Source organism: Xanthobacter sp. DMC47, from assembly GCF_056313845.1.
This window is the reverse complement of the sequence record NZ_JBQUZM010000001.1, coordinates 2,099,117-2,124,178: the sequence shown is the minus strand read 5'-3', so window position 1 is coordinate 2,124,178 and position 25,062 is coordinate 2,099,117. Positions and strand designations below refer to the sequence as shown.

The window sequence follows — 25,062 nt, the reverse complement described above, 5'->3', positions numbered from 1 at the left end:
TCATCGCTTCTTGATGTCCCGGACGGCGGGCGGGGTCACCACGTGGTCGCTCACCGCATTGCGGCGCAGGCGCTCGGGCGTCGCGGCCTTGGCGAGGGAGGAGAGGGCTATGAACCACGCCTTCGGCATGTCGGTGGGCAGGCCCACGGGGATGCCGCCGATCTTCGGCGTCTCAATGAAGGCGTGCCCCGGCTCCTCGAACTCGGGCGCGGTGCAGTTGATGCAGGCGTGGCCGCCGCGGGTGCAGGAGCCTTCGCCGTTCCACAGGCGGGTGTTGCAGTCCGCATGGGCCTGGGTGCCGAGGCAGCCGAGATGCTCCATCATGCAGCCGAGGTCGCTCATCTTCTCGGCGCTGGCCTTGTACTCGTAATATTCGTTGCGCGGGCAGCCGTGGTGGACGAGGTGGTCGGCGTAGAAGCGCGGGCGGCCGTAGCTGTCGAGGTCGCCGCCGTGCAGCAGGCCGGCGGAGAGCAGCATCAGCGTTTCCGTCACCCAGTTGGGATGGGTCGGGCAGCCGGCGACATTGATGACCGGCAGGCCGGCGCGGGCGCGGAAATCAGCGCCGAGCGCGCCACCGGGCCGGCGCCCGTCATATTGCAGGCCGCAGGCGTCGGCCGGATTGACCCCCGCCGCTGTCACCCCGCCATAGGCCGCGCAGGTGCCCACCGCCACCACGTGCTCCGCCACGGCGGCGAGCCGGCGCACCCAGTCGATGGTGGCCGTGTCGGTGCCGGCGAGCATGTGGAAGCGGCCGGTGCCGTTCGGCCCGCGCAAAAGCGCGCCCTCGATGCACAGGGCATCGAGCCTTATATCGCCGGAAAGAACCGCCTCGAAAACGGCGATGGCCTCGTCTCCCGTCTCCTCGGAGAGGGTGGGGTGCCAGAGGAAGCGGATGTTGGCGGAGGCGAGCGTCGCGGCGAGGTCCGGCGCCTCGGCGCAGAGCAGCGACATGGTGCAGCCGCCGCAGCCGCCCGACTGCAGCCAGAGTACGGTGAAGGGCGCGTTCAAGTCCCGCATCACGGCGCAGCCGACAGCACGAGGGAGAGGATGGCGCCGCCCTCGGGGTGGTTCGCGGCCTCCAGCCGCCCCTCGTGCTCCTCGGCGATGCGGTAGCAGATGGAGAGGCCGAGGCCGGTACCCTTGCCCACCGGCTTGGTGGTGAAGAAGGGATCGAAGATGCGGTCCATGAGCGCGTCGGGAATGCCCGGCCCGGTGTCACGCACGCGCACCGCCACCTTGAGCCCGTCGGGCGTCTGGAAGCGGGTGCCGGTGATCTCGAGGCGACGGTCGGGGCGCCCTTCCATGGCGTCCACGGCGTTCTGCACGAGGTTCATCATTACCTGATGGATATGGCCGGGATGGCCCACCGCTTCCAGCCCCTCGGGCACCGCGACGGTGATGGGCAGGTCCGGCATCTGGGATTTGGCCACCCAGTCCACCGCCGAGCGCACCACGCCGGCGAGGTCGAACACCTCCCGCGCCTCGCGCCGGTCGGAGGAAAAGCGGCGCAGGTCCGCCACGATGTCGCGCACGCGCTCGGCGCCCTCCAGCATGCCGGAGAGGGTGGCGGGGATGTCGGACAGCGCCCGGTCGATGCGCAATTCGCCCCGCGCCTTCGCCAGCGCCGCGCCATCCGCGCCCGCATGGACCTGATCGAGATAGGCGATCAGCCGCTCGGCATAGCGCTTCATCGCATGGGCGTTGCCGTAGACGAAGGAAATGGGATTGTTCAGCTCATGGGCGACGCCGGCCACCAGGCGGCCGAGGGAGGCCATCTTCTCGGCATGGACCAATTGCTGCTGGGTGCGCTTGAGGTGCTCGTGGGCCTTGGCGAGGGCGCCATAGGCGGCGCGCAGCTCGCCGATGGGGCGGCCCACCAGCACGATGCCCACCGCGCGCCCGCGCGGATCGAACCGAAGCGCGCCGTTGACGGCGATGGCGAGCGGCCCGTCCGGCGTCGCCAGAGTGAACTCGCGGTCGGCGATGCGCTGGCGCCGCGCGACGGTGGCAAGCACGTCCGCCGCCGTGGTTTCGGAGGAGGCATCGAGCAGATCGGACAGGGGACGTCCCAGCAGCGCCTCGGCCCTCTGGCCGAAGGCGCGTTCCGCGGCAAGGTTCACCTGCTCCACCCGGCCGGAGAGGTCGCACGCCACCAGCACGTCGGTCATGGAGCCGAGGAGGCCAGCGATGAAACCCTGGGCTTCTTCCAGCGCGGTGTTCTTGGCCTCCAGCTCCACCTGCTGGCGGACCAACTCCGCGTAGGTCTCGTCCATCTTGCGGATGACGGCGATCCATGCCTCGTCCGCGTCGATGGCGCCGAAGTCCGCCCCCGCCCGCGGCAGGGGGAGCGCGCTGTCGGGCAGCGGATCCCTCAGTGTATCCTTGGGCCCGGACATGGGCATGAGCGGTCCCCGGCGGAAAAGTGACCGCGAAGGGTAATCCCGCTTGTGGTACCGGCGCAATGCGCCCCTCAGCGGGACTCCACGCCGTCCCGGAGCGCGCGCAGGCGGTCGTAGACGTCGGGAAAGGCGTCGAGCTTGGTCACGCCCACCATGCGGATATAGGCGGTGGGTCCGAAGCGGATCCACTGCACCACCTTGATGGGCACCCCGGTGCGGGCGTCGGCGCCGGTGGCCATCACCTCGAACCCGGCCTGTCCATTGATGCGCTGGGGCTCGGCGCGGTCGAGCTTGAGGTCCTTCACGCCGGGAATGGTTGAGAGGGCGCGCAGCGCGAACTGGCGGCGCTCGTCGTCGCGCGGCGCCCCGCCGGCAATGGAGACGACGAACACCGGCTGGTCGGGGCCGTCGAGGGCATCCTTCGGTCCGTCGGTGAGCAGCAGCGTCGTGCCGCCCAGCGCCCGTACCGGGCGGAAGCCAGCGAGGTTGGTGACCGCGAAGGGCAGGGAGCCTGCCTGATCGGCCACGTTGCGGAAAGTGATGCTCGCCAAAGCCTCCCGCACCACCTTGTCGGGATAGGCCGCGGCGCCCGTCTCCGGCACCTGCACGGTGACGATGCCCGTTCCCTTGTCGCTGCCCACCAGCAGCACCCATTTGCGCACGGTGATCGGCCCGGCGGTCTGCCGGCCGATGAACAGGATCGCCTTCGCGTCCTTGAGGGGGAAGTTCTCGCGGTCTTCCAGGGTGACGCCGCGCGTGGTCAGCGCCTGCTCGCTGAAGCCGGTGACGAGCTGGTCGTAGGCATCGGCCGGCATGTCCACGATCAGGATGGAGGACTTGGTGTCGTCGTCCTCGAAGCCGGCGAACTGGTTGCTCTCCACCATGCCCGGCGGCGGCACGAGGCCGAGGGCGGAGCCGCGCGGATACATCAGCTCCACGGCTCCGGCCGGCAGCGCCAGCGTGACGGCGAGCATAAGGGCGAAGGCTGCGGAGAGGAAGGCGGAGAAAGAGGCGGACTTGGAGACGAGGCGCATCGAGGGCTCCGGCGGGAACCCGGCCAAAGCGGGCCTTCGCCAGCGGGCCGGTTCAACTGTGTCCGGTGATAATCCGGCTTTTCTGTGAATGACGTGGCGGAAAAGTGGCCGATCACGCGGCGGTGACGCGCCGCAGCGTGAGGTTGAAGCGCCCGCCCTCCGCCAGCAGGCGGGACGTGCCGGGCAGCAGGCGATCGATGCCGTGGAAGGCGAGGCGGCTCGGTCCCGACAGCAGGAAGACGTCGCCCGAGGCGAGGTGGATTGAGCGTGTCGGCCCCCGCCGCGTCTCGCCGCCCACCCGGAACACGGCGGTGTCACCCAGCGACACGGACAGAACAGGCGCGGTGAAATCGGCCTCGTCGCGGTCCTGATGCAGGCCCATGCGGGCGTCGGGCGCATAATAATTGATGAGGCACGCCTCGGGCGGCGCCGCCCCGCCGGCAAGGCGCTCCCACAGCGCCAACAACTGCGGCGGCATGGCCGGCCAGGGTCGGCGCGTGTCCGGGTGGAAGCTCTGGTAGCGGTAGCCGGTGGCATCCGACACCCAGCCGAGCGGCCCGCAATTGCTCATGCGCACGGAAAACGGCTGGCCGGAGCGGGGCATGGTGGGGGTGAAAAGCGGTGCGTCGTCGAGCACCGCGCGGATGTCGGCGAGCAGCGCCGCCTGGGCCTCCCGGTCCAGCGCCTCGCGGAACCACAGGGCGCCGGGCTGGAGTTCGAGGGCGCCCGCCAAAGATCCCGTCATCCCTCAGGCCACGCGATGGTGGCGAATTGAAGAGGAAGCGGCAGCGGCATGGTGGCTTTCCCTTGTCCCGGCGCCGGTTTTAACAAGGTAGTAACTATATATTTCATCTGAAGTTTCGGCCATATGCCGACAGAATCCACGCGGACGATGCCTTCCCGGTGCTGGGGTCGGGAAGAGGAGTTGTCGTCATGCGCAATCATCTCCTGTCGATTGGTCTTGTCTCTCGCGGCGTCGTGCTGTCCGGCCTCGCCGCCGTCGTTTCCGTCCCGCTGGTCGTCGCCGGAAGCGTCGCGCCAGCCGCAGCCCAGACCACGGTGGCGGTCCCGGGCGGCTATGTGACGTTCACGCCGGTGCAGCGGCGCTACATCGAGACTTATGTGGTCCGCCACCCGGTTCCGCCTGCTTATATTCCCGGCGGCTTCGTGGCGGAGGTTGGCGCGGTGGTGCCGCCCGACGTGGACCTGCGCCGCTTCGGTCCCGCACCGGAGCCTTATGGCCGCTACGGGCAGGCCGTGGGGCGGCCGGGCTATGGCCAGCCGGCCTACGAGCCGGATTACGACGACGAGGACAGCTATCAGACCTTGGACCAAGCGGGCTATGCGCCGGACCCCGGCCTCTCCCAATACCGCTACGTCACGCTCCCCGGCAACGAGGCGGCGGTGGTGGAGCCGCGCTCGCGTCGGATCATCCTGATCGTGGAGTAAGCCTCGCGCCGCGTGGCGGCGGCGCCGTGCCTCGGGCATAGTGCCGCCGGCCATCCGGCCGTTCGAGGGAGGCGCCATGGGCCCGCACGGGAAATTCTACTGGAACGAGCTGATGACCGACGACGTGGAGAAGGCGCAGGCCTTCTATGCCGCGACGCTGGGCTGGACCTTCAGCGAAATGCCCATGGATGGCGGCCGCGCGTATTACGTCGCGACCCTCGGCGGCGAGCCGGTGGCCGGGATGATGGACAAGACCGACATCCTGCCGCCGCAGGTGCCGCCCCACTGGTTCAGCTACATCAATGTGGACGACGTGGGCGCACGCGTGGAACGGCTGAAGGCGGCGGGCGGGCAGGTGATCCGCGAGCCGTTCGACATTCCCGGCGTCGGCCGCATCGCCATCGTCTGCGACGCCACCGGCGCGCCGTTCGGCATGATGACGGCCGCCGATCAGGATTGAGCAGCGTCAGGCGCGCAGGTCCGTCGTCGCCAGCCGGCGGACCGCCGCCCTTTCCATGTCGGCAAGGGCGGCCGCGAGCGAGCCGTCCACGTCGATGGACCGGCAGGCGTCCTCGATCACATAGGTGGTAAAACCGTGCCGGGCGGCATCCACCGCGGACCACGACACGCAGAAATCGAGGGCGAGGCCGGCGAGATACACCGTATCGATCCCCCGCTCCCGGAGGTATCCGGCAAGGCCGGTGGGGGTGGTGCGATCGGCCTCGTAGAAGGTGGAATAGCTGTCGATGGCCGTGTGGTGGCCCTTGCGGACCACCAATTGAGCGTGCGGCACGTCGAGGCCAGGCGCGAAGGCAGCGCCCGGCGTGCCCTGCAGGCAGTGGTCCGGCCAGAGGATCTGCGGGCCATACGGCAGGTCGATCATGTCGTAGACCGCCCGGCCCGCATGGGTTGAGGCGAAGGAAATGTGGCCGCGCGGGTGCCAGTCCTGCGTCAGGATCACGTTGCGGAAGCTTGTGGCGAGCCGGTTGGCGAGGGGCACCACCTCGTCGCCGCCGGGTACCGCAAGGGCGCCGCCAGGCAGGAAGTCGACCTGCAGATCCACGAGCACGAGGGCGGCGTGCGGATCGGCGCCGGGACCCGGCCCGGCGGCTGGCTTCGAGAGGGCCATCCGATTTCCTCGCGCGGCTGTGAAAAATGGAGCGTGGCGCCTGCTACCACGCCTTGCGGGGCCAAATCACCCCCCCTATATGCGCCTCGATCGCCGTTTTCGCGGCGAACCCCAATTCTAAGTTTCAGGGGGCCGGCGGACCGGTCGCGGGAGGGGCTCGCGACGTTCCACCTCGGGTGCCGAAAGGGCCCGGTCGGCCTGCCGGCAAGGAGAACCATATGGCCAAGATCATCGGTATCGACCTCGGCACCACCAATTCCTGCGTCGCGGTGATGGAGGGGTCCACCCCGAAAGTCATCGAGAACGCCGAGGGCGCGCGCACGACGCCCTCCATCGTCGCCTTCACGGAGGACGGCGAGCGTCTCGTCGGCCAGCCTGCCAAGCGGCAGAGCGTCACCAATCCCGAGCGCACCTTCTTCGCGGTGAAGCGCCTCATCGGCCGCCGCTATGACGACCCGACCGTCGCCAAGGACAAGAACCTTGTGCCGTACCAGATCGTGCGCGCCGACAACGGCGACGCCTGGGTGGAAGCCGACGGCAAGAAGTATTCCCCCTCGCAGATCTCCGCCTTCATCCTGCAGAAGATGAAGGAGACGGCCGAGTCGTTCCTGGGCGAGAAGGTGGAGAAGGCGGTCATCACCGTCCCCGCCTACTTCAACGACGCCCAGCGCCAGGCCACCAAGGACGCCGGCAAGATCGCCGGCCTCGAGGTGCTGCGCATCATCAACGAACCCACCGCGGCGGCGCTCGCCTACGGCCTCGACAAGAAGTCGGCCGGCACGATCGCGGTCTATGACCTCGGCGGCGGCACCTTCGACGTGTCGGTGCTGGAGATCGGCGACGGCGTGTTCGAGGTGAAGTCCACCAACGGCGACACCTTCCTCGGTGGCGAGGACTTCGACATGCGCCTCGTCGGCTACCTCGCCGACGAGTTCAAGAAGGAGCAGGGCATCGACCTGCGCAACGACAAGCTCGCCCTCCAGCGGCTGAAGGAAGCCGCCGAGAAGGCCAAGATCGAGCTGTCGTCCGCGACGCAGACCGAGATCAACCTGCCGTTCATCACGGCGGATGCGACCGGCCCGAAGCACCTCACCATGAAGCTCACCCGCGCCAAGTTCGAGGCGCTGGTGGACGACCTCATCCAGCGGACCGTCGAGCCCTGCCGGCTCGCGCTGAAGGATGCCGGCCTCACCGCCGGGCAGATCGACGAGGTGGTCCTCGTCGGCGGCATGACCCGCATGCCCAAGGTGCAGGAAGTGGTGAAGCAGTTCTTCGGCAAGGAGCCCCACAAGGGCGTCAACCCGGACGAGGTGGTCGCCATCGGCGCCGCCATCCAGGCCGGCGTGCTTCAGGGCGACGTGAAGGACGTGCTGCTGCTCGACGTGACCCCGCTTTCGCTGGGCATCGAGACGCTGGGCGGTGTCTTCACCCGCCTCATCGACCGCAACACCACCATCCCCACCAAGAAGAGCCAGGTGTTCTCCACGGCTGAGGATGGCCAGACCGCGGTGACGATCCGCGTGTTCCAGGGCGAGCGCGAGATGGCGGCGGACAACAAGATCCTCGGTCAGTTCGACCTCATGGGCATTCCCCCGGCGCCCCGCGGCGTGCCGCAGGTGGAGGTGACCTTCGACATCGATGCCAACGGCATCGTGCAGGTCTCCGCCAAGGACAAGGGTACCGGCAAGGAACAGCAGATCCGCATCCAGGCCTCGGGCGGCCTGAATGACGCCGACATCGAGAAGATGGTGAAGGACGCCGAGGCCCACGCGGCCGAGGACAAGAAGCGTCGGGCCCTGGTGGAAGCCAAGAACCACGCGGAAGCCCTCGTCCACTCCACCGAGAAGGCCGTCGCCGAGCATGGCGACAAGGTCGGCGCGGCGGAGAAGGGTGCCATCGAGGCGGCGCTCAATGACCTCAAGTCCTCGCTGGAAGGCGACGACGTGGAGGCCATCACCGCCAAGACCAACACCCTGGCCCAGGCCTCCCTCAAGCTCGGCGAGGCCATGTATGCGGCCCAGCAGGGCGGCGCGGAGCCCGGCGCGGCCAAGAAGGACGACGTGGTGGACGCCGAGTTCACCGAGGTCGACGACGACAAGAAGAAGTCTGCGTGACTTTAAAGAAACCGGCGGGCGACCCCCGCCGGTTTCTCGCCGCCGCGGCGGCCATTTGATTCGCGTCGTTTCAGGCGTTATTGCCCGGGTTGACCGGGCGCAGGCCGGACACAGCGCCGACCCTCCTTCCAGATGCCGAGCGGGTGCGTGAGGCTGGGGACCGGCATCCGATCGCTATTGCAGGATGGCCGCTCGAGACAGAGCCGGCGTGGCAAGTGCCAGTGTGGCAGGTGAAGGCAGACGATGGCCAAGCGCGACTATTACGAAACCCTCGGCTGCGATCGCGGCGCCGACGAGACGGTGCTGAAGGCCTCCTACCGCAAGCTCGCCATGAAGTGGCATCCCGATCGCAACCAGGGCGATGCGGAAGCCGAGGTGATGTTCAAGGAGGTCAACGAGGCCTACGAGGTCTTGAAGGACCCCCAGAAGCGCGCCGCCTATGACCGCTTCGGCCATGCCGCGTTCGAGAACGGCGGCGGCGGCCCCGGCTTCGGCAACGATTTCGCCTCCTCCTTCGCCGACATCTTCGACGATCTCTTCGGCGGCGCCATGGGCCGCGGGCGCGGCGGCGGCGGTGGCCAGCAGCGCGGGCGCGGCTCGGACCTGCGCTACAACATGGAAATCACGCTGGAGGACGCGTTCGTCGGCAAGACGGCGCAGATCAAGATCCCGACCTCGGTGTCGTGCGAGGCCTGCAACGGCTCCGGCGCCAAGCCCGGCACCCAGCCGAAGGCCTGCCGCACCTGCGGCGGCGCCGGCAAGATCCGCCACGCCCAGGGCTTCTTCACCCTTGAGCGCACCTGCCCCACCTGCCAGGGTCGCGGCAGCGTCATCGAGGACCCGTGCGGCGCCTGCGCCGGCGCGGGGCGCGTGACGCGCGAGCGCACCCTCTCCGTGCAGATTCCGCCTGGCGTCGAGGACGGCACCCGCATCCGCCTCGGCGGCGAGGGGGAGGCCGGCGTGCGCGGCGGCCCGGCGGGCGACCTTTATATCTTCCTGTCCATCGAGCCCCACGCCTTCTTCCAGCGGGAAGGGGCGGATCTCTATTGCCGGGTGCCCATCTCCATGGTCACGGCGGCCCTCGGCGGCTCGGTGGAGGTGCCGACCATCGACGGCGACAAGACCAAGGTGAAGATCCCCGAGGGCACCCAGTCGCAGAAGCGCTTCCGCCTCTCCGGAAAGGGCATGCCCATCCTGCGCTCGCGCTCCGCCGGCGACATGTATGTGCAGGTGGTGGTGGAGACGCCGCAGAAGCTGACCAAGCGTCAGAAGGAGCTGCTCGCCGAGTTCGACAAGGAAAGCTCCGGCGAGACCCATCCCGAATCCGCCGGCTTCTTCGCCAAGGTGAAGGAGTTCTTCCAGGGCGCGGCCGGCGAAGGGGCGTGATCCCCGCCGGCGGTCAGCCGGCGCGCGCCGCGGCCACGCATTGCGCGATGCCGTCCGCATAGGACGTCTTCGCGATGGGGCCGATGGCCCGTTCGAGGGCACTGCCGTCGAAGATGACCGGCGTGGTCATCAGATAGTGCATCTCGACCAGCTCACGCATGACCGGATCGAACAGGCCGGCGAGGCGCAGCATCGTCTTGCCCGCCACCATCAGCTTCGGCGTGCCTCCCGCAAGGGCATAGGCCTGCCGCGCCACCTCCCGCACCGTGATCGTTCCGGCGCCAGCGAGATTGTAGGTGCGGCCGAAGGTGTCCTCCCGTTCCAGCAAGGCCCCCACCACCGGCCCCACGTCCGGCACGAAGACGAATTCGTGCGGGGTGTCGATGGGCCCCACCACCTTGGCCCGGCGGCCTGCCGCGGCGGCGGCGAAAAGGTCGGCGAGGAAGCTGCGCTCCACGCCGGGGCCGTAGAAATCCGGCAGGCGCAGGATCGCGCTCTGGAGCGCGCCACGCGCGTCGGCCTCCATCAGGATGTCCTCCTGCTCCTTGCGCATCCGCCCCTTGAAGGTGTGTGGGTCGCGCGGATGGTTCTCGTCCATCCGCGGCGCCTGCGGCCGGCCGAAGGGATAGGCGGTGCCGATGAGCAGCACCCGCCGCACCCCTTCCGCCTCGGCCGCCTCGACCACGGCCCGCATGAGACGGGGGTGGAGGTGGAAGGCGTCATAGGGCACGCCCACCATGTGGACGAGCGTATCCATCCCGCGCACCGCCGCGCGCAGGCTTGCGGCATCGTCCGGGTTCCAGATGCGCGGTGAGGCGAGGGGGAGCGCGCCGAAGGCCGCCGAGAGGCCGGCGGCGGAGCGCCCGACCGCCGCGAACGGCGTGCCGGCCGCACTCAGGGCCTGGGCGATGCTCGCGCCGATGGCGCCGGTTGCGCCGAGGAGAGCGAGTCGGGGCGCGTCGGCCGCTTGCACGGGAGCGGGGGAGATCATTATGGTGATGTCCTGAACAGTGTTCACTAAACATCGTTCATAAACTGAACATCGTTCATGTCAAGCGCCAAGGGTCCGTCGTGTCCGAAGTGAAGTCGTCGTCCCCGCCCGTCGGCGGTTCGCCCCGCGCCCGTCGGAAGGAGGATGCCCGCGCCCGCATCCTCGCTGCCGCGCGCCGGATCGTGCTCGACCAGGGGTTCGAGGCACTCACCATGCGAGGGATCGCCGACGCCGCCGGCTATTCCGCTGGGGCGCTCTATCTTCATTTCGAGAATCGCGAGGCCATCGCCCGCGAACTCGGCGAGGCCGGCATGCGCGCGCTGCTCGATGGCCTCGCCGAGGCCGGGAAGAGCGCGGACCCGCTCGATCGGCTCAAGGCCCTGGCGCTGGCCTATGCGGCGTTCGGGCGCGCCGAGCCCGAAACCTACCGGCTGATCTTCATGGAGCCGGGCTTCGCGGCCACCGCTCTGGGGGGGAAGGACGCGGCCGGGGCGGCGGCATTTGCGCTCATCGGCGGCGTGTTCGAGGATCTCGCGACCGCCGGACGGCTGAGGACCGGGCTCGACCCGGAGGGCCTTGCCCTCACCTTCTGGATCGTCCTGCACGGCGTGGTCAGCCTGAAGCTGACCTGCTCGGCCTTTCTCGTCGCGCCCGAGGAGGATCTCCTTTCCACAGCCCTCGACAACCTGCTTCACGGAGCCTTGCGCGCGGACCGCGAACCTTGACCCCGCCCCCTTTCCCGTCTAAGCGCCTGATATCCGACCCGCTCGGGCGCCCGAGGTGCAGTTGATGCTCCAGTCCCACGACCACCGCAGGCCGCTCCAGAAGCCCCTGCTCCAGAAGCCGAACCTCAAGGACGAGGTGCGTTTCCTGCAGTCGTGGTTCCAGAATCCGCTCAAGACCGGCGCGGTCGCGCCCTCGAGCCCGGCACTCGCCAAGATGATGGCGAGCTATCTCGATCCCAAGATGGACGGCCCGGTCATCGAGCTTGGACCCGGCACCGGCCCGGTCACCAAGGCGCTGATCCAGCGCGGGTTTGCCCCCGAGCGCCTGTTCCTGATCGAGTACAACCCCGAATTCTGCGCCCTGCTGCGCCTGCGCTATCCCGGTGTCACCGTCATCAATGGCGATGCCTACCAGCTCGGCAAGACGCTGAAGGACCGCCTGCCCGGCAAGGCGGTGGGCACCATCTCCTCGCTGCCGCTCTTCACCATGCCGGAGAGCGAGCGCCATCGGATGGTCAACGAGGCGTTCGACCTCTCCCATCCCGGCACGCCCTTCGTGCAGTTCACCTATGCGGTGGTTTCGCCCGTGCCGCTGCTGCCGGGCGCCATCGAGGGCGAGCGCTCCCCGCGGGTGTGGCGCAACATTCCCCCGGCCCGCGTCTGGGCCTATCGCCGGCCCTGATCCTCTTTCCGGCCGGTCCGGCGCCGGACCTCAGTTCGCCGCCGCGAGCCTCGCGGCTGCAAGTCTCGCCGGTGCCGCCCGTGACGGATTTCCTCTATCTGACCCATCCGCAGGTCCAGGTGGACCCGGCTGTCCCCGTGCCGCGCTGGGGGCTGTCGGCCGTCGGCCGTGCACGCACGCTGGCCTTCGCCGCGCGCTTCGATCTCTCCGGCATCAGCCATGTGATCTCCTCCACCGAGGAGAAGGCGAAGGAGACGGCGGCCCTCATTGCCGCGCCGCTGCGGCTTCCGGTCGTGATCCGCGACGGCATGGAGGAGAACGACCGCTCCGCCACCGGCTACCTGCCCGAAGCCGAATTCCAGGAGATGGCCAACGCCTTCTTCGCCCGCCCCGCGGAAAGCGTGCGCGGCTGGGAGCGGGCGGTGGATGCCCAGGCGCGGATCGTGGCGGCGGTGGAAGCGGCGCTGGCGGCCTTCGGCGGGGCGGGGCAGCGCCTGCTCTTTGTTGGCCATGGCGGGGTGGGCACCTTGCTTCTGTGCCACCTGGCGGGCTACCCCATCTCCCGCGTCCACGACCAGCCACCGGTCGGGGGCGGCTGCTGGTTCCGCGCCGGTCCCGCGCGGCGGCCGGACCGCTGGCGCGCAATGGAGGAGACGGCATGACGCAGGTTGCTCAGGACACCCCGATCCGCGCGGATGTCCGCGACAAGCTCATCGTCGCCCTCGACTATCCCTCCGTCGCCGCCGCCGAGGCCGCCGTGGCGAAGCTCGGCGACGTGGTGAGCTTCTACAAGATCGGGCTGGAGCTGGCGGTTTCGGGGGGCATCGACCTTGCCGCCGACCTCATCGCCGCCGGCAAGAAGGTGTTTCTCGACCTCAAGCTCCACGACATCGGCAACACGGTTGAGCGGGCCACCGCCGCCGCCGCCGAGCGGGGCTTCGACATCCTCACCGTCCATGCCTACCCCATGACCATGGCCGCCGCCGCGCGTGGCGCCGCCGGCAGCAAGCTGGAGGTGCTGGGCGTCACCGTGCTCACCTCCTATGACGATGCCGACCTCGCGGCGACCGGCGTCGTCGGCGGTGTCACGGAAACGGTGCGCCTGCGCGCCGGGCAGGCGCGGGAGGCCGGCATCGCCGGCGTCATCTGCGCCCCCACGGACGCAGCCATGGTGCGCGGCATCCTCGGCCCCGACATGCGGGTGGTGACGCCGGGCGTGCGGCCCAAGGGCGCCGCCGTGGGCGACCAGAAGCGCTTCGCCACGCCGGCCGAGGCGCTGGCGGCGGGTGCCGACCGCATCGTGGTGGGCCGGCCGGTGACGGCGGCCGAGGACCCGGTCTCGGCGGCGCGGGCGATCCTTGCCGAACTTCAAGGTGCGTGACGGGGGCGGAGCGATGGCAAAGGGCTACTGGTTCCTCAATCTCGATGTGGTCAATCCGGTGGACTACATCACCTATCGCGAGGCGAATTTGGCCTTTGCGCGCTCGCACGGCTTCCGCTTCGTGATCCGCGGGGGCGATTTCGAGCAGCTCGAAGGCATCAAGCGCCATCGCAACGTGCTCGTGGAGCTGCCCTCCTATGAGGATGCCCTGAGCACCTACAACTTGCCCGAATACCAGACCGTGCGAGACCTGCGCCGGGCCACCGCCATCGCCGACCTCGCTGCGGTGGAGGGCTTCGAGGGTCCCCAGTTCTCGCCGGAGCCGCCGGAGGGCACGCCCGAGCACCCCCGCGGCTACTGGATGGTCAAGGTGGATGTGACCGACCCTGATCGCTACAAGGACTACGCCGCGGCGGCCGCCGAAGCCTTCACCGAATACGGCGCGTGGTTCCTGGTGCGGGGCGGGCGCAATCATCTCCTGGAAGGCCGTGGCCGTTCGCGGTATGTCGTCACCGCATTCAAGGATGTGGCGACGGCGCGCGCCTGCTATTTCTCGCCCGCCTACCAGAAGGCGCGGGCCATCCGGCAGCAAGTGTCGGAAGCCGACTTCCTCATCATCTCCGGCTATACCGGGCACGAGCTGCCACCCGCCTGAACGCGACCATTCAAAGGACCTCACCCGTGACCGATCTGCGCATCGTCATCGCCGGGGCCGGCGGCCGCATGGGCCGCACCCTCATCCGCGCCATCGCCGAAAGCGAGGGGCTGAAGCTCGTGGGGGCGCTGGAATATGCCGGCTCCGCCCATCTCGGCGAGGATGCCGGCCTGATGGCGGGCGCGGGCCCGAATGGCGTCACCGTGGAAAGCGACGTCGCCCCGGCGCTCAACGGCACCGACGTTGTGATCGACTTCTCGACCCCCGCCGCCACGGTGCGCCTCGCCGGCCGCCTGGCCGAGGCCGGGATCGCCCACGTCATCGGCACCACGGGCCTCTCCAACGAGGACAACGCGGCCATCGCCGATGCGGCGCTGCGCACGGTCATCGTCAAGTCCGGCAACATGAGCCTCGGCGTGAACCTGCTGGCCGCCCTCACCCGCCGGGTCGCGGCGACGCTGGGCGACGATTTCGACATCGAGATCGTCGAGATGCACCACAACCGCAAGGTGGATGCGCCTTCGGGCACCGCGCTGCTCCTCGGCGAGGCGGCGGCGGCGGGCCGCAAGCTCAAGCTGGACGACTGCTCCGAGCGCGGCCGCGATGGTCTCACCGGGCCGCGGGTGAAGGGCAATATCGGTTTTGCCAGCCTGCGCGGCGGCTCCGTGGTGGGCGAGCACATGGTGATCTTCGCCGGCGCCTCCGAGCGCATCGAGCTGGTTCACAAGGCCGAGGACCGCACGCTCTTCGCCAATGGCGCGCTCACCGCCGCCCGTTGGACGAAATGCGGAGAGACCAAGCGGGAGCCGGGGCTCTATTCCATGGCCGATGTGCTCGGCCTCGCCGATTTCTGAGCGTCTGGAGATTTTTCATGTCGGATCGCATCCTCGTCCTCGTCCGTCACGGGCAGAGCGAGTGGAACCTGAAGAACCTTTTCACCGGCTGGCGTGACCCCGGCCTGACCGAGCAGGGCGTCGCGGAGGCAAAGCGCGCGGGCGCACTGCTGAAGGCCGAAGGCCTGAAGTTCGACGTGGCGTTCACCTCGCTCCTGTCCCGCGCCCAGCGCACCCTGTCGCTGGTGCTCGGCGAGATGGGGCAGGAGGGCGTCGAGACGCTGACCAGCCAGGCGCTGAACGAGCGGGACTACGGCGACCTCTCCGGCCTGAACAAGGACGACGCCCGCGCCAAGTGGGGTGAGGAGCAGGTCCACGTGTGGCGCCGCTCCTACGACATTCCCCCGCCCGGCGGCGAGAGCCTGCGCGATACGGTGGCCCGCACGCTGCCCTATTACAATCAGGAGATCCTGCCGCGCGTGCTGCGGGGCGAGACGACGATCGTCACCGCCCACGGAAATTCGCTGCGGGCCCTCATCATGGTGCTGGAGAAGCTCTCTCCCGAAGGCATCATGAAGCGCGAGGTGCTCACCGGCGTGCCGATGGTCTACCGCCTGCGGGCCGATTCCACCGTCGAGGACCGGCGCGACCTCGCCGCCTGAGGACGCCTTTGGAGGCGGCCGGTTTGCCGGCCGCTCCCTTCCGAAAATGCGCTCAGCTGCGCCGGGCGGCGACGAACCGGGCGGCCTCGGCGAGGATTTCGCCGCGCGCGCCGAACGGCGCCAGCGCCTCGGCGGCCTCCGCCACCAGACGGTCCAGCAGCCGGCGCGCCTCGGGCAGGCCGAGGCGGGAGACCAGCGTCGCCTTCCCGGCGGCGGCATCCTTGCCCACCTTCTTGCCCACCTCCTCCGCCGTGCCTTCCACGTCGAGGATGTCGTCGGCGATCTGGAACGCCGCGCCCAGCGCCCGCCCATAGGCGAGGAGCGCCGCGCGCTGGCCCGCGTCGGCGCCGCCGAGGAGCGCGCCGGCCTCGGCCGAGACGGCGAGCAGGGCGCCGGTCTTCATGGCCTGCAGGTCGCGGATGGCATCCTCGCCATGGGCGAGGGGCGTGCCGCCGGAGAAGCGCCCTTCGGCGGCGAGGTCCAGCATCTGCCCGCCCACCATGCCGCCTATGCCCGCCGCCCGGGCCAGCGCCCGCACCAGAGCGATGCGCACGGCGGGGTCGGGATGGGCGTGCTCGTCCGCGAGCAGGTCAAAGGCGAGGGTGAGCAGCCCGTCGCCGGCCAGGATGGCGGTGGCCTCGTCATAGGCCTTGTGGACCGTGGGCCGGCCCCGGCGCAGGTCGTCGTCGTCCATGGCCGGCAGGTCGTCATGGACGAGGGAATAGCAATGGACGCACTCGATAGCGGTGGCGGCGGTCACGGCGGCGTCCGGCGCAAGGCCGAACAGGGCCGCCCCCTCGATCACCAGGAACGGCCGCAGCCTTTTACCGCCACCCAGCGCGCCGTGGCGCATGGCGGCCATCAGGCGCTCCGGCCGCAGCCGCTCGCCGGGGAGCGCCGCATCGCCGAGCGCGGCGGCCAGCCGGGTTTCGGTGAGGGTGGCGGCGGCGTCGAGACGATCCTTGAGGGAAGAGGTCACCGGGTGGCCTAGCGTGGCTGAGAAGGGCAAGGTGGGAACGCCCGCGCCGGGCGCACCGTTGACGGGGGCCACCGGGTGCCTCAACCAGGGGGCAAGGTCAAGCCGCATGGCGGCGGGGAGGGCTGGGGATGATCCGTCTGGTGCTTCGGGTGGTGCTCGTCCTCGCCGCCATCCCGCTGCTGCTCGCCGTCCTCTACAACGTCGTCAATCCGGTCTCCACGCTGATGATCGGCCGCTGGATCGCCGGCGAGCGGGTGGAGCGCATCTGGACTCCCATCGAGAAGATGTCGCCGGCGCTGGTGCGCACCGTCATCGCCTCGGAGGATGCGAGCTTCTGCCAGAACATCGGCATCGACATCGGCGAATTGCGCGAGGCCCTTGAGAAGGCCGACGATCTGGAAGACACCCGCGGCGCCTCCACCATCCCCATGCAGATCGCCAAGAACCTGTTCCTGTGGCCGGGGCGGGACTACATCCGCAAGGCCATCGAGATGCCGCTCGCCATCTGGCTCGACCTGGTGGTGAGCAAGAGGCGGCTGATCGAGATCTATCTCAACATCGCCGAATGGGGGCCGAACGGGGAGTTCGGCGTGGAGGCCGGCGCCCGGCGCGCCTTCGGCATTCCGGCCGCGCAGGTGGATGCGCGGCAGGCGGCGCTGCTGGCGGTGATGCTGCCCAATCCGCACCGGCGCGATGCCGGCAGTCCCACCGCCGGCGTCCAGCGGCTCGCGTCCCGGCTGCAGGCGCGGGTGCCGAAGGAGGGGCCGGAACTGGTCGCGTGCCTGGGTCCGCTGCGCTGAACCGGCACGCGGCTTGATTGTTGGCCCGACACGCGCCACATGGGGGACGTCGCGCCGTTCCGGCTGAACCGCCGGGCCCGGCGGTATTTTTCTCCTGCCGGCCCGCCTGAATGACCCAATCGCAAGTCCCTTCGCCCGCGCCTGCCTCCGCGCCCGCCCCCCGCAAGATGAGCCCTTGGCTCAAGATCGGTCTGGAGATCGGCCCGCTGGTGCTGTTCTTCATCGCCAACGGGCGGGGCGGCATCTATGTGGCGACCGGCGTCTTCATGGTGGCGACGCTGCTCGCGCTCGGCGCCATGTGGGTGCTGGCCCGGCGCATCGCGGTGATGCCGCTGGTCTCGGCACTGGTGGTGATGGTGTTCGGCGGCCTGACGCTGTGGCTGCAGGACGACCATTTCATCAAGCTCAAGCCGACCATGGTGAATGCCCTTTTCGGCGTGCTGCTTCTCGGCGGGCTCTGGTTCCGTAAGCCGCTCCTGCCTTATGTCTTCGACGGCATGGTGAAGCTCACCGACGAGGGGTGGCACAAGCTCACCATCCGCTGGGGCATCTTCTTTCTGGTGATGGCGGTGCTGAACGAGATCGTCTGGCGTTCGGTCTCCACCGACACCTGGGTCACCTTCAAGACCTTCGGCTATCTGCCGATGACCTTCGCCTTCGCCATCGCCCAGGCCCCGCTGATGAGTCGCTACGAGCTGAAGGACGGCTCCGGCGCCAAATGATGCCGGGTAGAATTTCACACGCCCGCCGTTGACGGCGGCGCGCCCAGTCCCCATAAGCCCGAAAGAGGGCGCTCCATGCTGACGAAAAAGGGAAAATACGGTCTCAAGGCGGCGGTCCACCTGGCGCGTCTGCCGCCGGGCGGCTCCACGCAGGTGGCGGACATCGCCGAGGCCAACAATATCCCGAAGAAATTCCTCGACGTGATCCTCGGCGAGCTGCGCAACGCCGGCTTCCTGTCGTCCAAGAAGGGCAAGCTCGGCGGCTACCGGCTGGCCAAGCCCGCGGACGACATCATCGTCGGCGAGATGATCCGCGCCCTCGACGGGCCGCTGGCGCCCTTCCCTTGCGCCAGCCGCAATGCCTATGAGCCGTGCGAGGATTGCGACATCGCCACCTGCGAGGTGCGCCTGCTCATGGTGCGGGTGCGCGACGCCATCGGCACGGTGCTCGACACCTACACCCTCGCCCAGATGCGCGACCTCTCCCAGGAACAGCTCGCCTCCTTCGTGGACTACATCTGAAGCCCGCGCGGCGCCTGAGCCGAAACAAACCGATCCCTCGCTGTTCTTCCCTTTGTCATCGCCCGCCTTGTGCGGGCGATCCACCGTGGGGCGCCACGGTGCCCGGATTGCCGGGGACAGGACGAGCGGAGGCGTGGATCCCCCGGACGAGCCGGGGGATGACGGTCCGGCAATGGCGGCTTCCCTCACTGCTGGGCGGCGAGGAACGTGCGGAAGCGGGCCAGCGCCACGGCGAAGAACAGCGCGCCGATGCCGAAGGTGGCGGCGAAGCGCGGCCACACCGTCTCCAGCCCCGCCCCGCGATAGAGGATGGCCTGCGCGAAGGCCACGAACTGGGTGGAGGGCGAGGCCTGCATCCCCACCTGCAGCCATTGCGGCATGCTCTCCAGCGGCGTGAAGCCGCCCGACAGCATGTTCATGGGCAGCACCACCAGGAAGAACAGCAGCCCGAACTGCGGCATGGACCCGGCCAGCGTGCCGAGGAAGATGCCCAGCGACGCGGTGAAGAACAGATAGAGCGCGGCCCCCGCCAGGAACAGCGGGATCGAGCCCGCGATGGCGACGCCCAGCACCCCTTTCAGCACCGCGATGAGGCTGACCAGGGTGGCGACGAGGATCACCGCCCCGTTTGCCACCACCTTCGCCAGCATGATCTCGGAGGGGCGCACCGGCAGCACCAGCAGGTGCTCCAGCGTGCCGTGCTCGCGCTCGCGGATCAGCGCTGCGCCGGCCAGGAGCACCGAGAGCATGGTGATGTTGGTGATGAGACCCATGGTGCCGGTGAACCAGGAGGATTCCAGCCCCTGGTTGAAGGCGGCGCGGATCTGGAGGTTGACCGGGCTCGCCACGCCTTCTGAATGGCGCAGCACGAAGCGGTTCACCTCGGTCTGGAAGATGGCGGAGATGTCGTTGGCCCCGAGCCCGGCCTGCATCAGCGCCGTGGCGTCGATGAGCAGTTGCACCTCGGGGCTGCGGCCGGCCAGCACGTCCGCCTGGAAGTTCGGCGGGAAATTCAGCACGAAGGTGTAGCGCGCCGCGTCCATCACCGGGTCCACGTCCTGCGGGGCGATGGGCACCGGGCGCTGGAAGGAGGGCGGGAGCAGCGCGTCGAGGATGGCGTTGGAGAGGGCGGAATTGTCCTCGTCCACCACCGCCACGGCGGCGCGGTTGAGATCGTGCTTCATGCCGTTCGCCTGCAGCACGATGGCGAGGGTGAAGGCGTAGACCACCAGCACCAGCAGCGCCCGGTCGCGCCACAGGCCGAGCAGTTCCTTGCCCACCAGCCAGTGGACATTGGCCAGCGGCAGCCGGCGGGGCGTCTTCGCCTTGAGGGGGGAGGGGGCGGGCGCGGCCATGTCAGGTCTCCTGCTTGCGCAGGATGAGGAAGGCGATGGCGAGCAGCGCCGGCCAGAAGGCGGCGGTGGCCAGGATGAAGGGCACAAGCTCGGCGAAGCTCAGCCCCTTGGTGAAGGCGCCGACGCTCACCCGCATGAAATAGGTGGTGGGGAAGAAGGTGCCGAGCACCCATCCCCCGCCCTCCAGCGAGGCCACCGGCTGGAGCATGCCGGAGAACTGGGTGGCGGGCATCATGGTGCCGATGGCCGTGCCGAACAGCGCCGCCACCTGCGTGTTGGTGAGGGTGGAGGAGACGAGCCCGATGGCGGTGGTCGCCAGCACATAGGCGAAGGCGCCCAGCGCCAGCCCGAGGAACGAGCCCTTCAGCGGCACGCCGAACAGGAAGAGCGCCATCAGCACCATGACCACGAAGTTGAACAGCGCCACCCCCACATAGGGCGCCTGCTTGCCGAGCAGAAATTCCAGCTTCGTCACCGGGGTGACGTAGAGGTTGGTGATCGAGCCCAGCTCCTTCTCCGTCACCACCCCGAGCGCGGTGAGGATGGCCGGGATGAAGATGAGCATCAGCGCGATGTTGGCCGGCACCATGGCATCGAGGCTGCGGAAGGACTGGTTGTAGCGGTAGCGCATCTCCAGCCCGGCGAAGGCGGAATAGGCGCGCCCCGCCGCCTGCGCCGCATCGGCGAGGAAGAGGGTGTGGACCGCCTCCACATAGCCCTTGATGGTCTCCGCCCGGAACGGCATGGCGCCGTCGATGGTCACGAGCACTTCCGTCTGCCGCCCGGAGCGCAGGTCCGCGCCGAAGCTCGGCGGCAGCTCGATGGCGAAGGCGATGGCGTTGGATTTCAGCCGCTGGTCGAGGTCGTCCGGCGAGGTGAGAGGCGGCTGGATGCGGAAATAGGTGGAGTGGGCGAAGCCGTCGATATAGGCGCGGCTTTCCGGGGTCTGGTCGCGGTCGAGCACGGCGAAGCGCAGGCGGTCCACGTCGAGCGTGATGCCGTAGCCGAAGATGATCATCAGGAACGCAGTGCCGAGCAGCGCAAAGGCGAGGCGCACCGGGTCGCGCTTCAGTTCCAGCGTCTCGCGCCAGGCATAGGCGGCGAGCCGGCGGGGCGAGAAGGCGGAGGGCTTGCCTGCCGGTCGGGGCTGGGGCGGCGGCAGCCGGGCTTCGGTGCCGGCGGCGCGGCCGCCCATCTCCATATAGGCGACGAATGCCTCTTCGAGGCTCGCGGCGTGCTGCGCCTCCTTCAGCGCCTCCGGCGTGCCGGTGGCGATGACGCGGCCGGCGTGCATGAAGGAGATGCGGTCGCAGCGCTCCGCCTCGCCCATGAAGTGGGTGGAGACGAAGATGGTCACGCCCTCCTCGCGGGAGAGCCGCTGGAGATGATCCCAGAAGCCGTCGCGGGCCACCGGGTCGACGCCGGAGGTGGGCTCGTCGAGGATCAGCACCTCCGGCTCGTGCAGAACGGCCACCGCCAGCGACAGGCGCTGGCGCACGCCCAGCGGCAGGCCGTCCGAGAGGTCGTCCAGATGGTCGGTCAGGTCGAAGGTGGCGACGAGATCGGCGATGCGCTTTTTCGCCGCCTCCTCGGGCAAAGCGAACAGGCGGGCGTGCAGCTCCAGATTCTGCCGCACGGTGAGTTCGCCATAGAGCGAGAAGGCCTGCGACATGTAACCGACGCGCCGCCGCGTCTCGATGTCCTTCGGGTCTACCGGCACGCCGAAGAGCAGCGCCTCGCCCGAACTTGCCGGCAGCAGGCCGGTGAGCATCTTCATGGTGGTGGACTTGCCGCAGCCGTTGGAGCCGAGGAAGCCGAAGATTTCGCCGCGGCGGATGGTGAAGCTCACATCGTCCACCGCCACGAAATCACCGAAGCGGCGGGTGAGGCCGCGGGATTCGATGGCGATGGGCGCGTCGGCAGGAATGGCCGCCACCGGGAGGGCTGCTTCGCCGTCGCCACGCTGGCCTTCAGGCAGCAGGGCGATGAAGGCGCGCTCCAGGGTCGGCTGGCCGGTGCGGGCGAGGTGCTCGGCGGGGCTGCCGTCGGCGAGGATGCGGCCGTTGTCCATCAACACCACTCGGCCGAAGCGGGCGGCCTCCTCCATGTCGGCGGTGGCGACGAGGAGGGTCAGGTGCGGACGGTCGGCGCGGATGGTGTCCACGAAGTCCCAGAACTGTCGGCGGGAGAGAGGATCGACGCCGGTGGTGGGTTCGTCCAGCAGCAGAAGGTCGGGGTCGTGGACCAGCGCGCAGCACAGGCCGAGCTTCTGTTTCATGCCGCCGGAGAGCTTGCGCATGAGCCGGTCGGCGAACGGGTCGAGCCCCGTGGCGGCGAGCAGTGGCGCGACGCGCGCGCCCTTGGTGGCGGCATCCTCGCCGAACAGGCGGGCGAAGAAGGCGATGTTCTCGGCCACCGAGAGGTTGGGATAGAGGTTGCGTCCCAGCCCCTGCGGCATGAAGGCGATGCGCGGCTGCGCCTCCTCCCGCGCCTTGCGCGACGAGAAGTCCGCCCCCAGCACCTCGACCTGGCCGGTCTGGATGCGTTTCGCCCCGGCGATGAGGCCGAGCAGGGTGGACTTGCCCACCCCGTCCGGCCCGACGAGGGCGACGGCGGAGCCTTCCTGAATGGCGAGGTCCACCCTGTCCACCGCCTGCGTCTTTCCATAGGCGTGGCGGATGCCGGCGAGCCGGACGGCGCTGGCGCGCGCCGCCTCTGCCTCGCTCACTTCTGGGCTCCCGCGTCTTTGGCTCCCGCGTCCTTCACGCCAGTGCCCTTCGTGTCGGCATCGGCGGCGTCGCGCACGAGGTCGGACTCAAGCCATGCGGGCCACTGGGCGGCGGGATCGAGCCGCACATAGCCGACGCCGGTGACGCCGGTCTTCACATGCTCCAGATACTTCTCCACCAGCGGCCGGGAGATGCGCAGCTTCACGCGGAACATCATGCGGTCGCGCTCGCGCTGGGTTTCCACCTGCTTGGGGGTGAACTGGGCGCGGGCCGAGACGAAGGAGACGGCGGCGGGGACCGCGCGGTCGGGCAGGGGCTCCAGCAGCAGCCGCGCCGGCGTGCCGAGGCCGATGCGCCCGGCGTCGGCGGCGGGCAGGAAGATGGTCATGTAGACGTCGGAAAGGTCGATGAAGGTCAGCACCTTGCCGCCCGCGCCCAGCACCTCGCCCGGCTCGGCGAGCCGGTAGATGACCCGGCCAGACTTGGGGGCGATGAGGGTGCCGTCGGCCACGAGGCGCTTCAGGCGATCCACCTCGGCTTCGGCCGCGCGGATGGCGCTCTCGCTCGCCGCAAGGCTCGACTGGGCGGCGGCCAGCGCCGCGGCAGCGGTGAGCTTGGTGGTGCGATACTGGTCCACCTTCTGCTCGGTGGCGAAGCCCTTGGCGACGAGGGTTTCCTGCCGCTCCAGCTCCTTGGTGGCGAGGTCCAACTCGCCCTTGCGCTGCTCCACCACATGGAAGGCCGTGTCGCGGGACTGGCGCGCCTGCGCAGCCTGCGCGTCCGCCGTGCGCAGGGCCGCCTCTAGGTCCGAGACGTCCATGTGCGCGACCACCTGGCCCTGCTTGATGAAGTCGCCTTCCTCGGCGAGCACGTCCAGCACCCGGCCGGCGGCCTTGGTGGCCACGTCCACCTCGGTGGCCTCGATGCGTCCGTTGCCCTCGGCGAAGCCGGGGGGCAGGGCGCGGCTGCGGTGCGCGAGATACCACGCTCCGGCGCCGCCTGCGGCCGCGAGGGCGACGATGACGGCAAGAATGGCGAGGGAGCGCTTCATAGGGACACCTTCAGGGGGCTGGCACGCCCCCGCGATGCCGATCGAGAATGGCACTCCCGCGGGGCGTCGGGGACCGTCTCTGTGTCAACACTTTACCGCAGCGCACACGTCTGGCGTTGATTGAGGTCAACGGCTGTTCACCCGCCGTCCGCCTCCCGCTGCAAGGCGATGGCGCCCGCCGGGTTGCGCACTTTGGCACCGGCGATGAGGTAGAGGAAGACATCGCGTTTGGCCGCCTTCTTCCCCTTCGCTTTCTTGTCGGGCGTACCAATCTCGGGCAGCCCCTCGGGCACCTTGCCGTCTTCCCACGCCTTGGCCGCCTTCGCCCAGCGGGTGAGATCGGCGGCGCCATAGCCGGTCTCGATTTCCTCCTGGGTCTGCTGGAGGCGGGCGTAGGTGAAGTCCGCCGTCAGGTCGGGGATGGCGGGATAGGTCTCATGATCCGCGAAGACGATGGCGACGCCATGCTTGCGGGCCAGTTCCACGAACTCGGGCACGACGAACGATGGATGCCGCACCTCCAGCGCATGGCGCAGGGCGACGCCTTCGTGCGCCTTCGGCAGCAGCGGCATGAAGGCGGCCATGTCGTCCGGATCGAAGGCTTTCGTCGCCGCGAACTGCCAGTTGATGGGGCCGAGCCGGTCGCCCATCTCCACGATGCCGCTGGCGATGAATTTGCCGACGCTCTCCTCCGCCTCCGCCAGCACGCGGCGCTGTGTGACGTAGCGCGTCGCCTTCAGCGCGAAGACGAAGCCGTCCGGCACCTGCCGGGCCCAGTCGGCGCAGGATTTGGCGGAGGGCGTGCGGTAGAAGGTGCCGTTGATCTCGATGGTCTTCAGCACGGAGGCGGCGTGCCGCAGCTCCTTCGCATGGGGCAGGCCTTCGGGATAGAAGACGCCGCGCCACGGCTCGAACGTCCAGCCGCCGATGCCGACGCGTATGGCCATTTTCGCCCTCCTCTCGCGTCCCGGCCGTTACGGCAGCGGCAGGACGTGGGAATATTTCACCTGTTCCAGCGCGAAGGAGCTTTCGATGGAGGCGATGCCGTCGAGCCGCGTGAGCTTCTCCTTCAGGAAGCGCTCATAGGCATCGAGATCGGCCGCCACCACCCGTAAAAGGTAATCGCGCGGGCCGGTCATCAGATAGCATTCCAGCACCTCCGGCCAGCCCCGTATGGCGGCCGAGAAGGCATCCAGCGCCTCCTCCTGCTGGCGCTCCAGCTTGATGGAGACGAACACGCTCACCGGCAGCCCGGCCTTGCGCTGGTCGAGGACCGCCGCATAGCGCGAGATCAGGCCTTCCTCCTCCAGCGCCTTCACGCGCCTCAGGCACGGCGAGGGGGAGAGGCCCACCTCGCCCGACAACTCCGCGATGCTCTTTCGGCCATCCGCCTGCAGCGCGGCGAGGATCTTCCGGTCGATGGCGTCGAGGCGCATGATCCTGCTCCGGCGGCTGCGGTCGGCA

Annotated in this window: 26 protein-coding genes; 14 read left to right on the top strand and 12 right to left on the bottom strand. The window is 69.2% G+C overall.

Going from position 1 to position 25,062, the window contains the following annotated elements; all coding sequences use genetic code 11:
• The 4 genes from ACT54R_RS09835 to ACT54R_RS09820 form a co-directional block, all read right to left on the bottom strand.
• The gene (locus ACT54R_RS09835; protein ID WP_476325796.1) at nt 1-1,017 is read right to left on the bottom strand and encodes an NADH-quinone oxidoreductase subunit B family protein; all 1,017 of its coding nucleotides are present in this window, start codon (nt 1,015-1,017) and stop codon (nt 1-3) included.
• A complete protein-coding gene (locus ACT54R_RS09830; protein WP_476325794.1) occupies nt 1,017-2,402 on the bottom strand; it encodes a sensor histidine kinase in 1,386 nt (461 codons plus the stop codon). Before ACT54R_RS09830 ends, ACT54R_RS09835 begins: the two co-directional genes overlap by 1 nt.
• Nucleotides 2,403-2,470: 68 nt before the next feature.
• Nucleotides 2,471-3,433 (bottom strand): hypothetical protein, encoded by a 963-nt coding sequence (locus ACT54R_RS09825; RefSeq protein ID WP_476325792.1) that lies wholly within the window; start codon nt 3,431-3,433, stop codon nt 2,471-2,473.
• A gap of 112 nt (nt 3,434-3,545) precedes the next feature.
• Nucleotides 3,546-4,178 carry an alpha-ketoglutarate-dependent dioxygenase AlkB family protein gene (locus ACT54R_RS09820; protein WP_476325790.1) on the bottom strand — a complete coding sequence of 211 codons (633 nt, stop codon included), beginning with the start codon at nt 4,176-4,178 and terminating at the stop codon, nt 3,546-3,548.
• A 188-nt stretch (nt 4,179-4,366) separates the two neighbouring features.
• On the opposite strand from ACT54R_RS09820, the gene ACT54R_RS09815 reads away from it, so the two are divergent.
• Both ACT54R_RS09815 and ACT54R_RS09810 read left to right on the top strand, forming a co-directional pair.
• Nucleotides 4,367-4,882 carry a hypothetical protein gene (locus ACT54R_RS09815; protein WP_476325788.1) on the top strand — a complete coding sequence of 172 codons (516 nt, stop codon included), beginning with the start codon at nt 4,367-4,369 and terminating at the stop codon, nt 4,880-4,882.
• Nucleotides 4,883-4,958: 76 nt separating this feature from the next.
• Nucleotides 4,959-5,342: a VOC family protein gene (locus tag ACT54R_RS09810; protein WP_476325786.1), complete on the top strand. Its 384-nt coding sequence runs from the start codon at nt 4,959-4,961 to the stop codon at nt 5,340-5,342.
• Nucleotides 5,343-5,348: 6 nt separating this feature from the next.
• Here the strand turns inward: ACT54R_RS09810 and pncA are convergent, their stop codons facing one another.
• A complete protein-coding gene (pncA, locus tag ACT54R_RS09805) occupies nt 5,349-6,011 on the bottom strand; it encodes a bifunctional nicotinamidase/pyrazinamidase (RefSeq protein ID WP_476325784.1) in 663 nt (220 codons plus the stop codon).
• Nucleotides 6,012-6,229: 218 nt separating this feature from the next.
• On the opposite strand from pncA, the gene dnaK reads away from it, so the two are divergent.
• The gene (dnaK, locus tag ACT54R_RS09800) at nt 6,230-8,125 is read left to right on the top strand and encodes a molecular chaperone DnaK (RefSeq protein WP_168458457.1); all 1,896 of its coding nucleotides are present in this window, start codon (nt 6,230-6,232) and stop codon (nt 8,123-8,125) included.
• A 243-nt stretch (nt 8,126-8,368) separates the two neighbouring features.
• Nucleotides 8,369-9,511, top strand: coding sequence for a molecular chaperone DnaJ (dnaJ, locus tag ACT54R_RS09795; RefSeq protein WP_476325782.1), 1,143 nt, complete (start codon nt 8,369-8,371; stop codon nt 9,509-9,511).
• 13 nt (nt 9,512-9,524) lie between these two features.
• Here the strand turns inward: dnaJ and ACT54R_RS09790 are convergent, their stop codons facing one another.
• Nucleotides 9,525-10,502: an NAD-dependent epimerase/dehydratase family protein gene (locus ACT54R_RS09790; protein ID WP_476325780.1), complete on the bottom strand. Its 978-nt coding sequence runs from the start codon at nt 10,500-10,502 to the stop codon at nt 9,525-9,527.
• A gap of 80 nt (nt 10,503-10,582) precedes the next feature.
• On the opposite strand from ACT54R_RS09790, the gene ACT54R_RS09785 reads away from it, so the two are divergent.
• The 7 genes from ACT54R_RS09785 (at nt 10,583) to ACT54R_RS09755 (ending at nt 15,440) form a co-directional block, all read left to right on the top strand.
• Nucleotides 10,583-11,227 carry a TetR/AcrR family transcriptional regulator gene (locus ACT54R_RS09785; protein WP_476325778.1) on the top strand — a complete coding sequence of 215 codons (645 nt, stop codon included), beginning with the start codon at nt 10,583-10,585 and terminating at the stop codon, nt 11,225-11,227.
• A 64-nt stretch (nt 11,228-11,291) separates the two neighbouring features.
• Nucleotides 11,292-11,909, top strand: coding sequence for an rRNA adenine N-6-methyltransferase family protein (locus tag ACT54R_RS09780; protein WP_168458454.1), 618 nt, complete (start codon nt 11,292-11,294; stop codon nt 11,907-11,909).
• 80 nt (nt 11,910-11,989) lie between these two features.
• Nucleotides 11,990-12,571, top strand: a complete 582-nt coding sequence (locus ACT54R_RS09775) for a histidine phosphatase family protein (protein ID WP_476325776.1) — start codon at nt 11,990-11,992, stop codon at nt 12,569-12,571.
• Nucleotides 12,568-13,290 carry an orotidine-5'-phosphate decarboxylase gene (gene pyrF, locus ACT54R_RS09770; protein ID WP_476325774.1) on the top strand — a complete coding sequence of 241 codons (723 nt, stop codon included), beginning with the start codon at nt 12,568-12,570 and terminating at the stop codon, nt 13,288-13,290. The genes ACT54R_RS09775 and pyrF overlap by 4 nt, the downstream gene beginning before the upstream one ends.
• A gap of 13 nt (nt 13,291-13,303) precedes the next feature.
• Nucleotides 13,304-13,945 (top strand): DUF1330 domain-containing protein, encoded by a 642-nt coding sequence (locus ACT54R_RS09765; protein WP_476325772.1) that lies wholly within the window; start codon nt 13,304-13,306, stop codon nt 13,943-13,945.
• Nucleotides 13,946-13,971: 26 nt separating this feature from the next.
• Nucleotides 13,972-14,799, top strand: a complete 828-nt coding sequence (dapB, locus tag ACT54R_RS09760; protein ID WP_168458451.1) for a 4-hydroxy-tetrahydrodipicolinate reductase — start codon at nt 13,972-13,974, stop codon at nt 14,797-14,799.
• Between the two features lie 17 nt (nt 14,800-14,816).
• Nucleotides 14,817-15,440, top strand: coding sequence for a 2,3-bisphosphoglycerate-dependent phosphoglycerate mutase (locus tag ACT54R_RS09755; RefSeq protein ID WP_168458450.1), 624 nt, complete (start codon nt 14,817-14,819; stop codon nt 15,438-15,440).
• 52 nt (nt 15,441-15,492) lie between these two features.
• Here the strand turns inward: ACT54R_RS09755 and ACT54R_RS09750 are convergent, their stop codons facing one another.
• Nucleotides 15,493-16,419, bottom strand: a complete 927-nt coding sequence (locus ACT54R_RS09750) for a polyprenyl synthetase family protein (RefSeq protein ID WP_476326446.1) — start codon at nt 16,417-16,419, stop codon at nt 15,493-15,495.
• A 128-nt stretch (nt 16,420-16,547) separates the two neighbouring features.
• On the opposite strand from ACT54R_RS09750, the gene ACT54R_RS09745 reads away from it, so the two are divergent.
• The 3 genes from ACT54R_RS09745 to ACT54R_RS09735 all read left to right on the top strand — a co-directional run bounded on the left by ACT54R_RS09745 (nt 16,548) and on the right by ACT54R_RS09735 (nt 18,463).
• Entirely contained in the window at nt 16,548-17,219 is a 672-nt protein-coding gene (locus ACT54R_RS09745) for a transglycosylase domain-containing protein (protein ID WP_168458449.1), read from the top strand.
• Between the two features lie 167 nt (nt 17,220-17,386).
• The gene (locus ACT54R_RS09740; protein ID WP_476325769.1) at nt 17,387-17,941 is read left to right on the top strand and encodes a septation protein A; all 555 of its coding nucleotides are present in this window, start codon (nt 17,387-17,389) and stop codon (nt 17,939-17,941) included.
• A 75-nt stretch (nt 17,942-18,016) separates the two neighbouring features.
• Entirely contained in the window at nt 18,017-18,463 is a 447-nt protein-coding gene (locus ACT54R_RS09735) for an RrF2 family transcriptional regulator (RefSeq protein ID WP_168458447.1), read from the top strand.
• 185 nt (nt 18,464-18,648) lie between these two features.
• Here the strand turns inward: ACT54R_RS09735 and ACT54R_RS09730 are convergent, their stop codons facing one another.
• The 5 genes from ACT54R_RS09730 to ACT54R_RS09710 form a co-directional block, all read right to left on the bottom strand.
• The gene (locus tag ACT54R_RS09730) at nt 18,649-19,818 is read right to left on the bottom strand and encodes an ABC transporter permease (protein ID WP_476325767.1); all 1,170 of its coding nucleotides are present in this window, start codon (nt 19,816-19,818) and stop codon (nt 18,649-18,651) included.
• 1 nt (nt 19,819) lies between these two features.
• On the bottom strand, nt 19,820-22,546 hold the full coding sequence (gene rbbA, locus ACT54R_RS09725; protein ID WP_476325765.1) for a ribosome-associated ATPase/putative transporter RbbA: 2,727 nt from the start codon (nt 22,544-22,546) through the stop codon (nt 19,820-19,822).
• Nucleotides 22,543-23,598 (bottom strand): HlyD family secretion protein, encoded by a 1,056-nt coding sequence (locus tag ACT54R_RS09720; protein ID WP_476325763.1) that lies wholly within the window; start codon nt 23,596-23,598, stop codon nt 22,543-22,545. Before ACT54R_RS09720 ends, rbbA begins: the two co-directional genes overlap by 4 nt.
• A gap of 137 nt (nt 23,599-23,735) precedes the next feature.
• Nucleotides 23,736-24,545: a DUF72 domain-containing protein gene (locus tag ACT54R_RS09715; protein WP_476325761.1), complete on the bottom strand. Its 810-nt coding sequence runs from the start codon at nt 24,543-24,545 to the stop codon at nt 23,736-23,738.
• A gap of 27 nt (nt 24,546-24,572) precedes the next feature.
• Nucleotides 24,573-25,037 carry an Lrp/AsnC family transcriptional regulator gene (locus ACT54R_RS09710; protein WP_168458761.1) on the bottom strand — a complete coding sequence of 155 codons (465 nt, stop codon included), beginning with the start codon at nt 25,035-25,037 and terminating at the stop codon, nt 24,573-24,575.
• Nucleotides 25,038-25,062: the final 25 nt, after the last annotated feature.

What these genes read in the sequence shown, in the direction of transcription:
- pncA (WP_476325784.1), bottom strand. Translation starts at nt 6,011, where the DNA reads ATGGCCCTCTCGAAGCCAGCCGCCGGGCCGGGTCCCGGCGCCGATCCG.
- ACT54R_RS09730 (WP_476325767.1), bottom strand. Translation starts at nt 19,818, where the DNA reads ATGGCCGCGCCCGCCCCCTCCCCCCTCAAGGCGAAGACGCCCCGCCGG.
- ACT54R_RS09825 (WP_476325792.1), bottom strand. Translation starts at nt 3,433, where the DNA reads ATGCGCCTCGTCTCCAAGTCCGCCTCTTTCTCCGCCTTCCTCTCCGCA.
- ACT54R_RS09720 (WP_476325763.1), bottom strand. Translation starts at nt 23,598, where the DNA reads ATGAAGCGCTCCCTCGCCATTCTTGCCGTCATCGTCGCCCTCGCGGCC.
- dnaJ (WP_476325782.1), top strand. Translation starts at nt 8,369, where the DNA reads ATGGCCAAGCGCGACTATTACGAAACCCTCGGCTGCGATCGCGGCGCC.
- ACT54R_RS09745 (WP_168458449.1), top strand. Translation starts at nt 16,548, where the DNA reads ATGATCCGTCTGGTGCTTCGGGTGGTGCTCGTCCTCGCCGCCATCCCG.
- ACT54R_RS09780 (WP_168458454.1), top strand. Translation starts at nt 11,292, where the DNA reads ATGCTCCAGTCCCACGACCACCGCAGGCCGCTCCAGAAGCCCCTGCTC.
- ACT54R_RS09740 (WP_476325769.1), top strand. Translation starts at nt 17,387, where the DNA reads ATGAGCCCTTGGCTCAAGATCGGTCTGGAGATCGGCCCGCTGGTGCTG.
- ACT54R_RS09810 (WP_476325786.1), top strand. Translation starts at nt 4,959, where the DNA reads ATGGGCCCGCACGGGAAATTCTACTGGAACGAGCTGATGACCGACGAC.
- ACT54R_RS09830 (WP_476325794.1), bottom strand. Translation starts at nt 2,402, where the DNA reads ATGCCCATGTCCGGGCCCAAGGATACACTGAGGGATCCGCTGCCCGAC.
- ACT54R_RS09790 (WP_476325780.1), bottom strand. Translation starts at nt 10,502, where the DNA reads ATGATCTCCCCCGCTCCCGTGCAAGCGGCCGACGCGCCCCGACTCGCT.
- ACT54R_RS09820 (WP_476325790.1), bottom strand. Translation starts at nt 4,178, where the DNA reads ATGACGGGATCTTTGGCGGGCGCCCTCGAACTCCAGCCCGGCGCCCTG.
- pyrF (WP_476325774.1), top strand. Translation starts at nt 12,568, where the DNA reads ATGACGCAGGTTGCTCAGGACACCCCGATCCGCGCGGATGTCCGCGAC.
- ACT54R_RS09755 (WP_168458450.1), top strand. Translation starts at nt 14,817, where the DNA reads ATGTCGGATCGCATCCTCGTCCTCGTCCGTCACGGGCAGAGCGAGTGG.
- ACT54R_RS09715 (WP_476325761.1), bottom strand. Translation starts at nt 24,545, where the DNA reads ATGGCCATACGCGTCGGCATCGGCGGCTGGACGTTCGAGCCGTGGCGC.
- ACT54R_RS09835 (WP_476325796.1), bottom strand. Translation starts at nt 1,017, where the DNA reads ATGCGGGACTTGAACGCGCCCTTCACCGTACTCTGGCTGCAGTCGGGC.
- ACT54R_RS09765 (WP_476325772.1), top strand. Translation starts at nt 13,304, where the DNA reads ATGGCAAAGGGCTACTGGTTCCTCAATCTCGATGTGGTCAATCCGGTG.
- ACT54R_RS09815 (WP_476325788.1), top strand. Translation starts at nt 4,367, where the DNA reads ATGCGCAATCATCTCCTGTCGATTGGTCTTGTCTCTCGCGGCGTCGTG.
- ACT54R_RS09735 (WP_168458447.1), top strand. Translation starts at nt 18,017, where the DNA reads ATGCTGACGAAAAAGGGAAAATACGGTCTCAAGGCGGCGGTCCACCTG.
- dnaK (WP_168458457.1), top strand. Translation starts at nt 6,230, where the DNA reads ATGGCCAAGATCATCGGTATCGACCTCGGCACCACCAATTCCTGCGTC.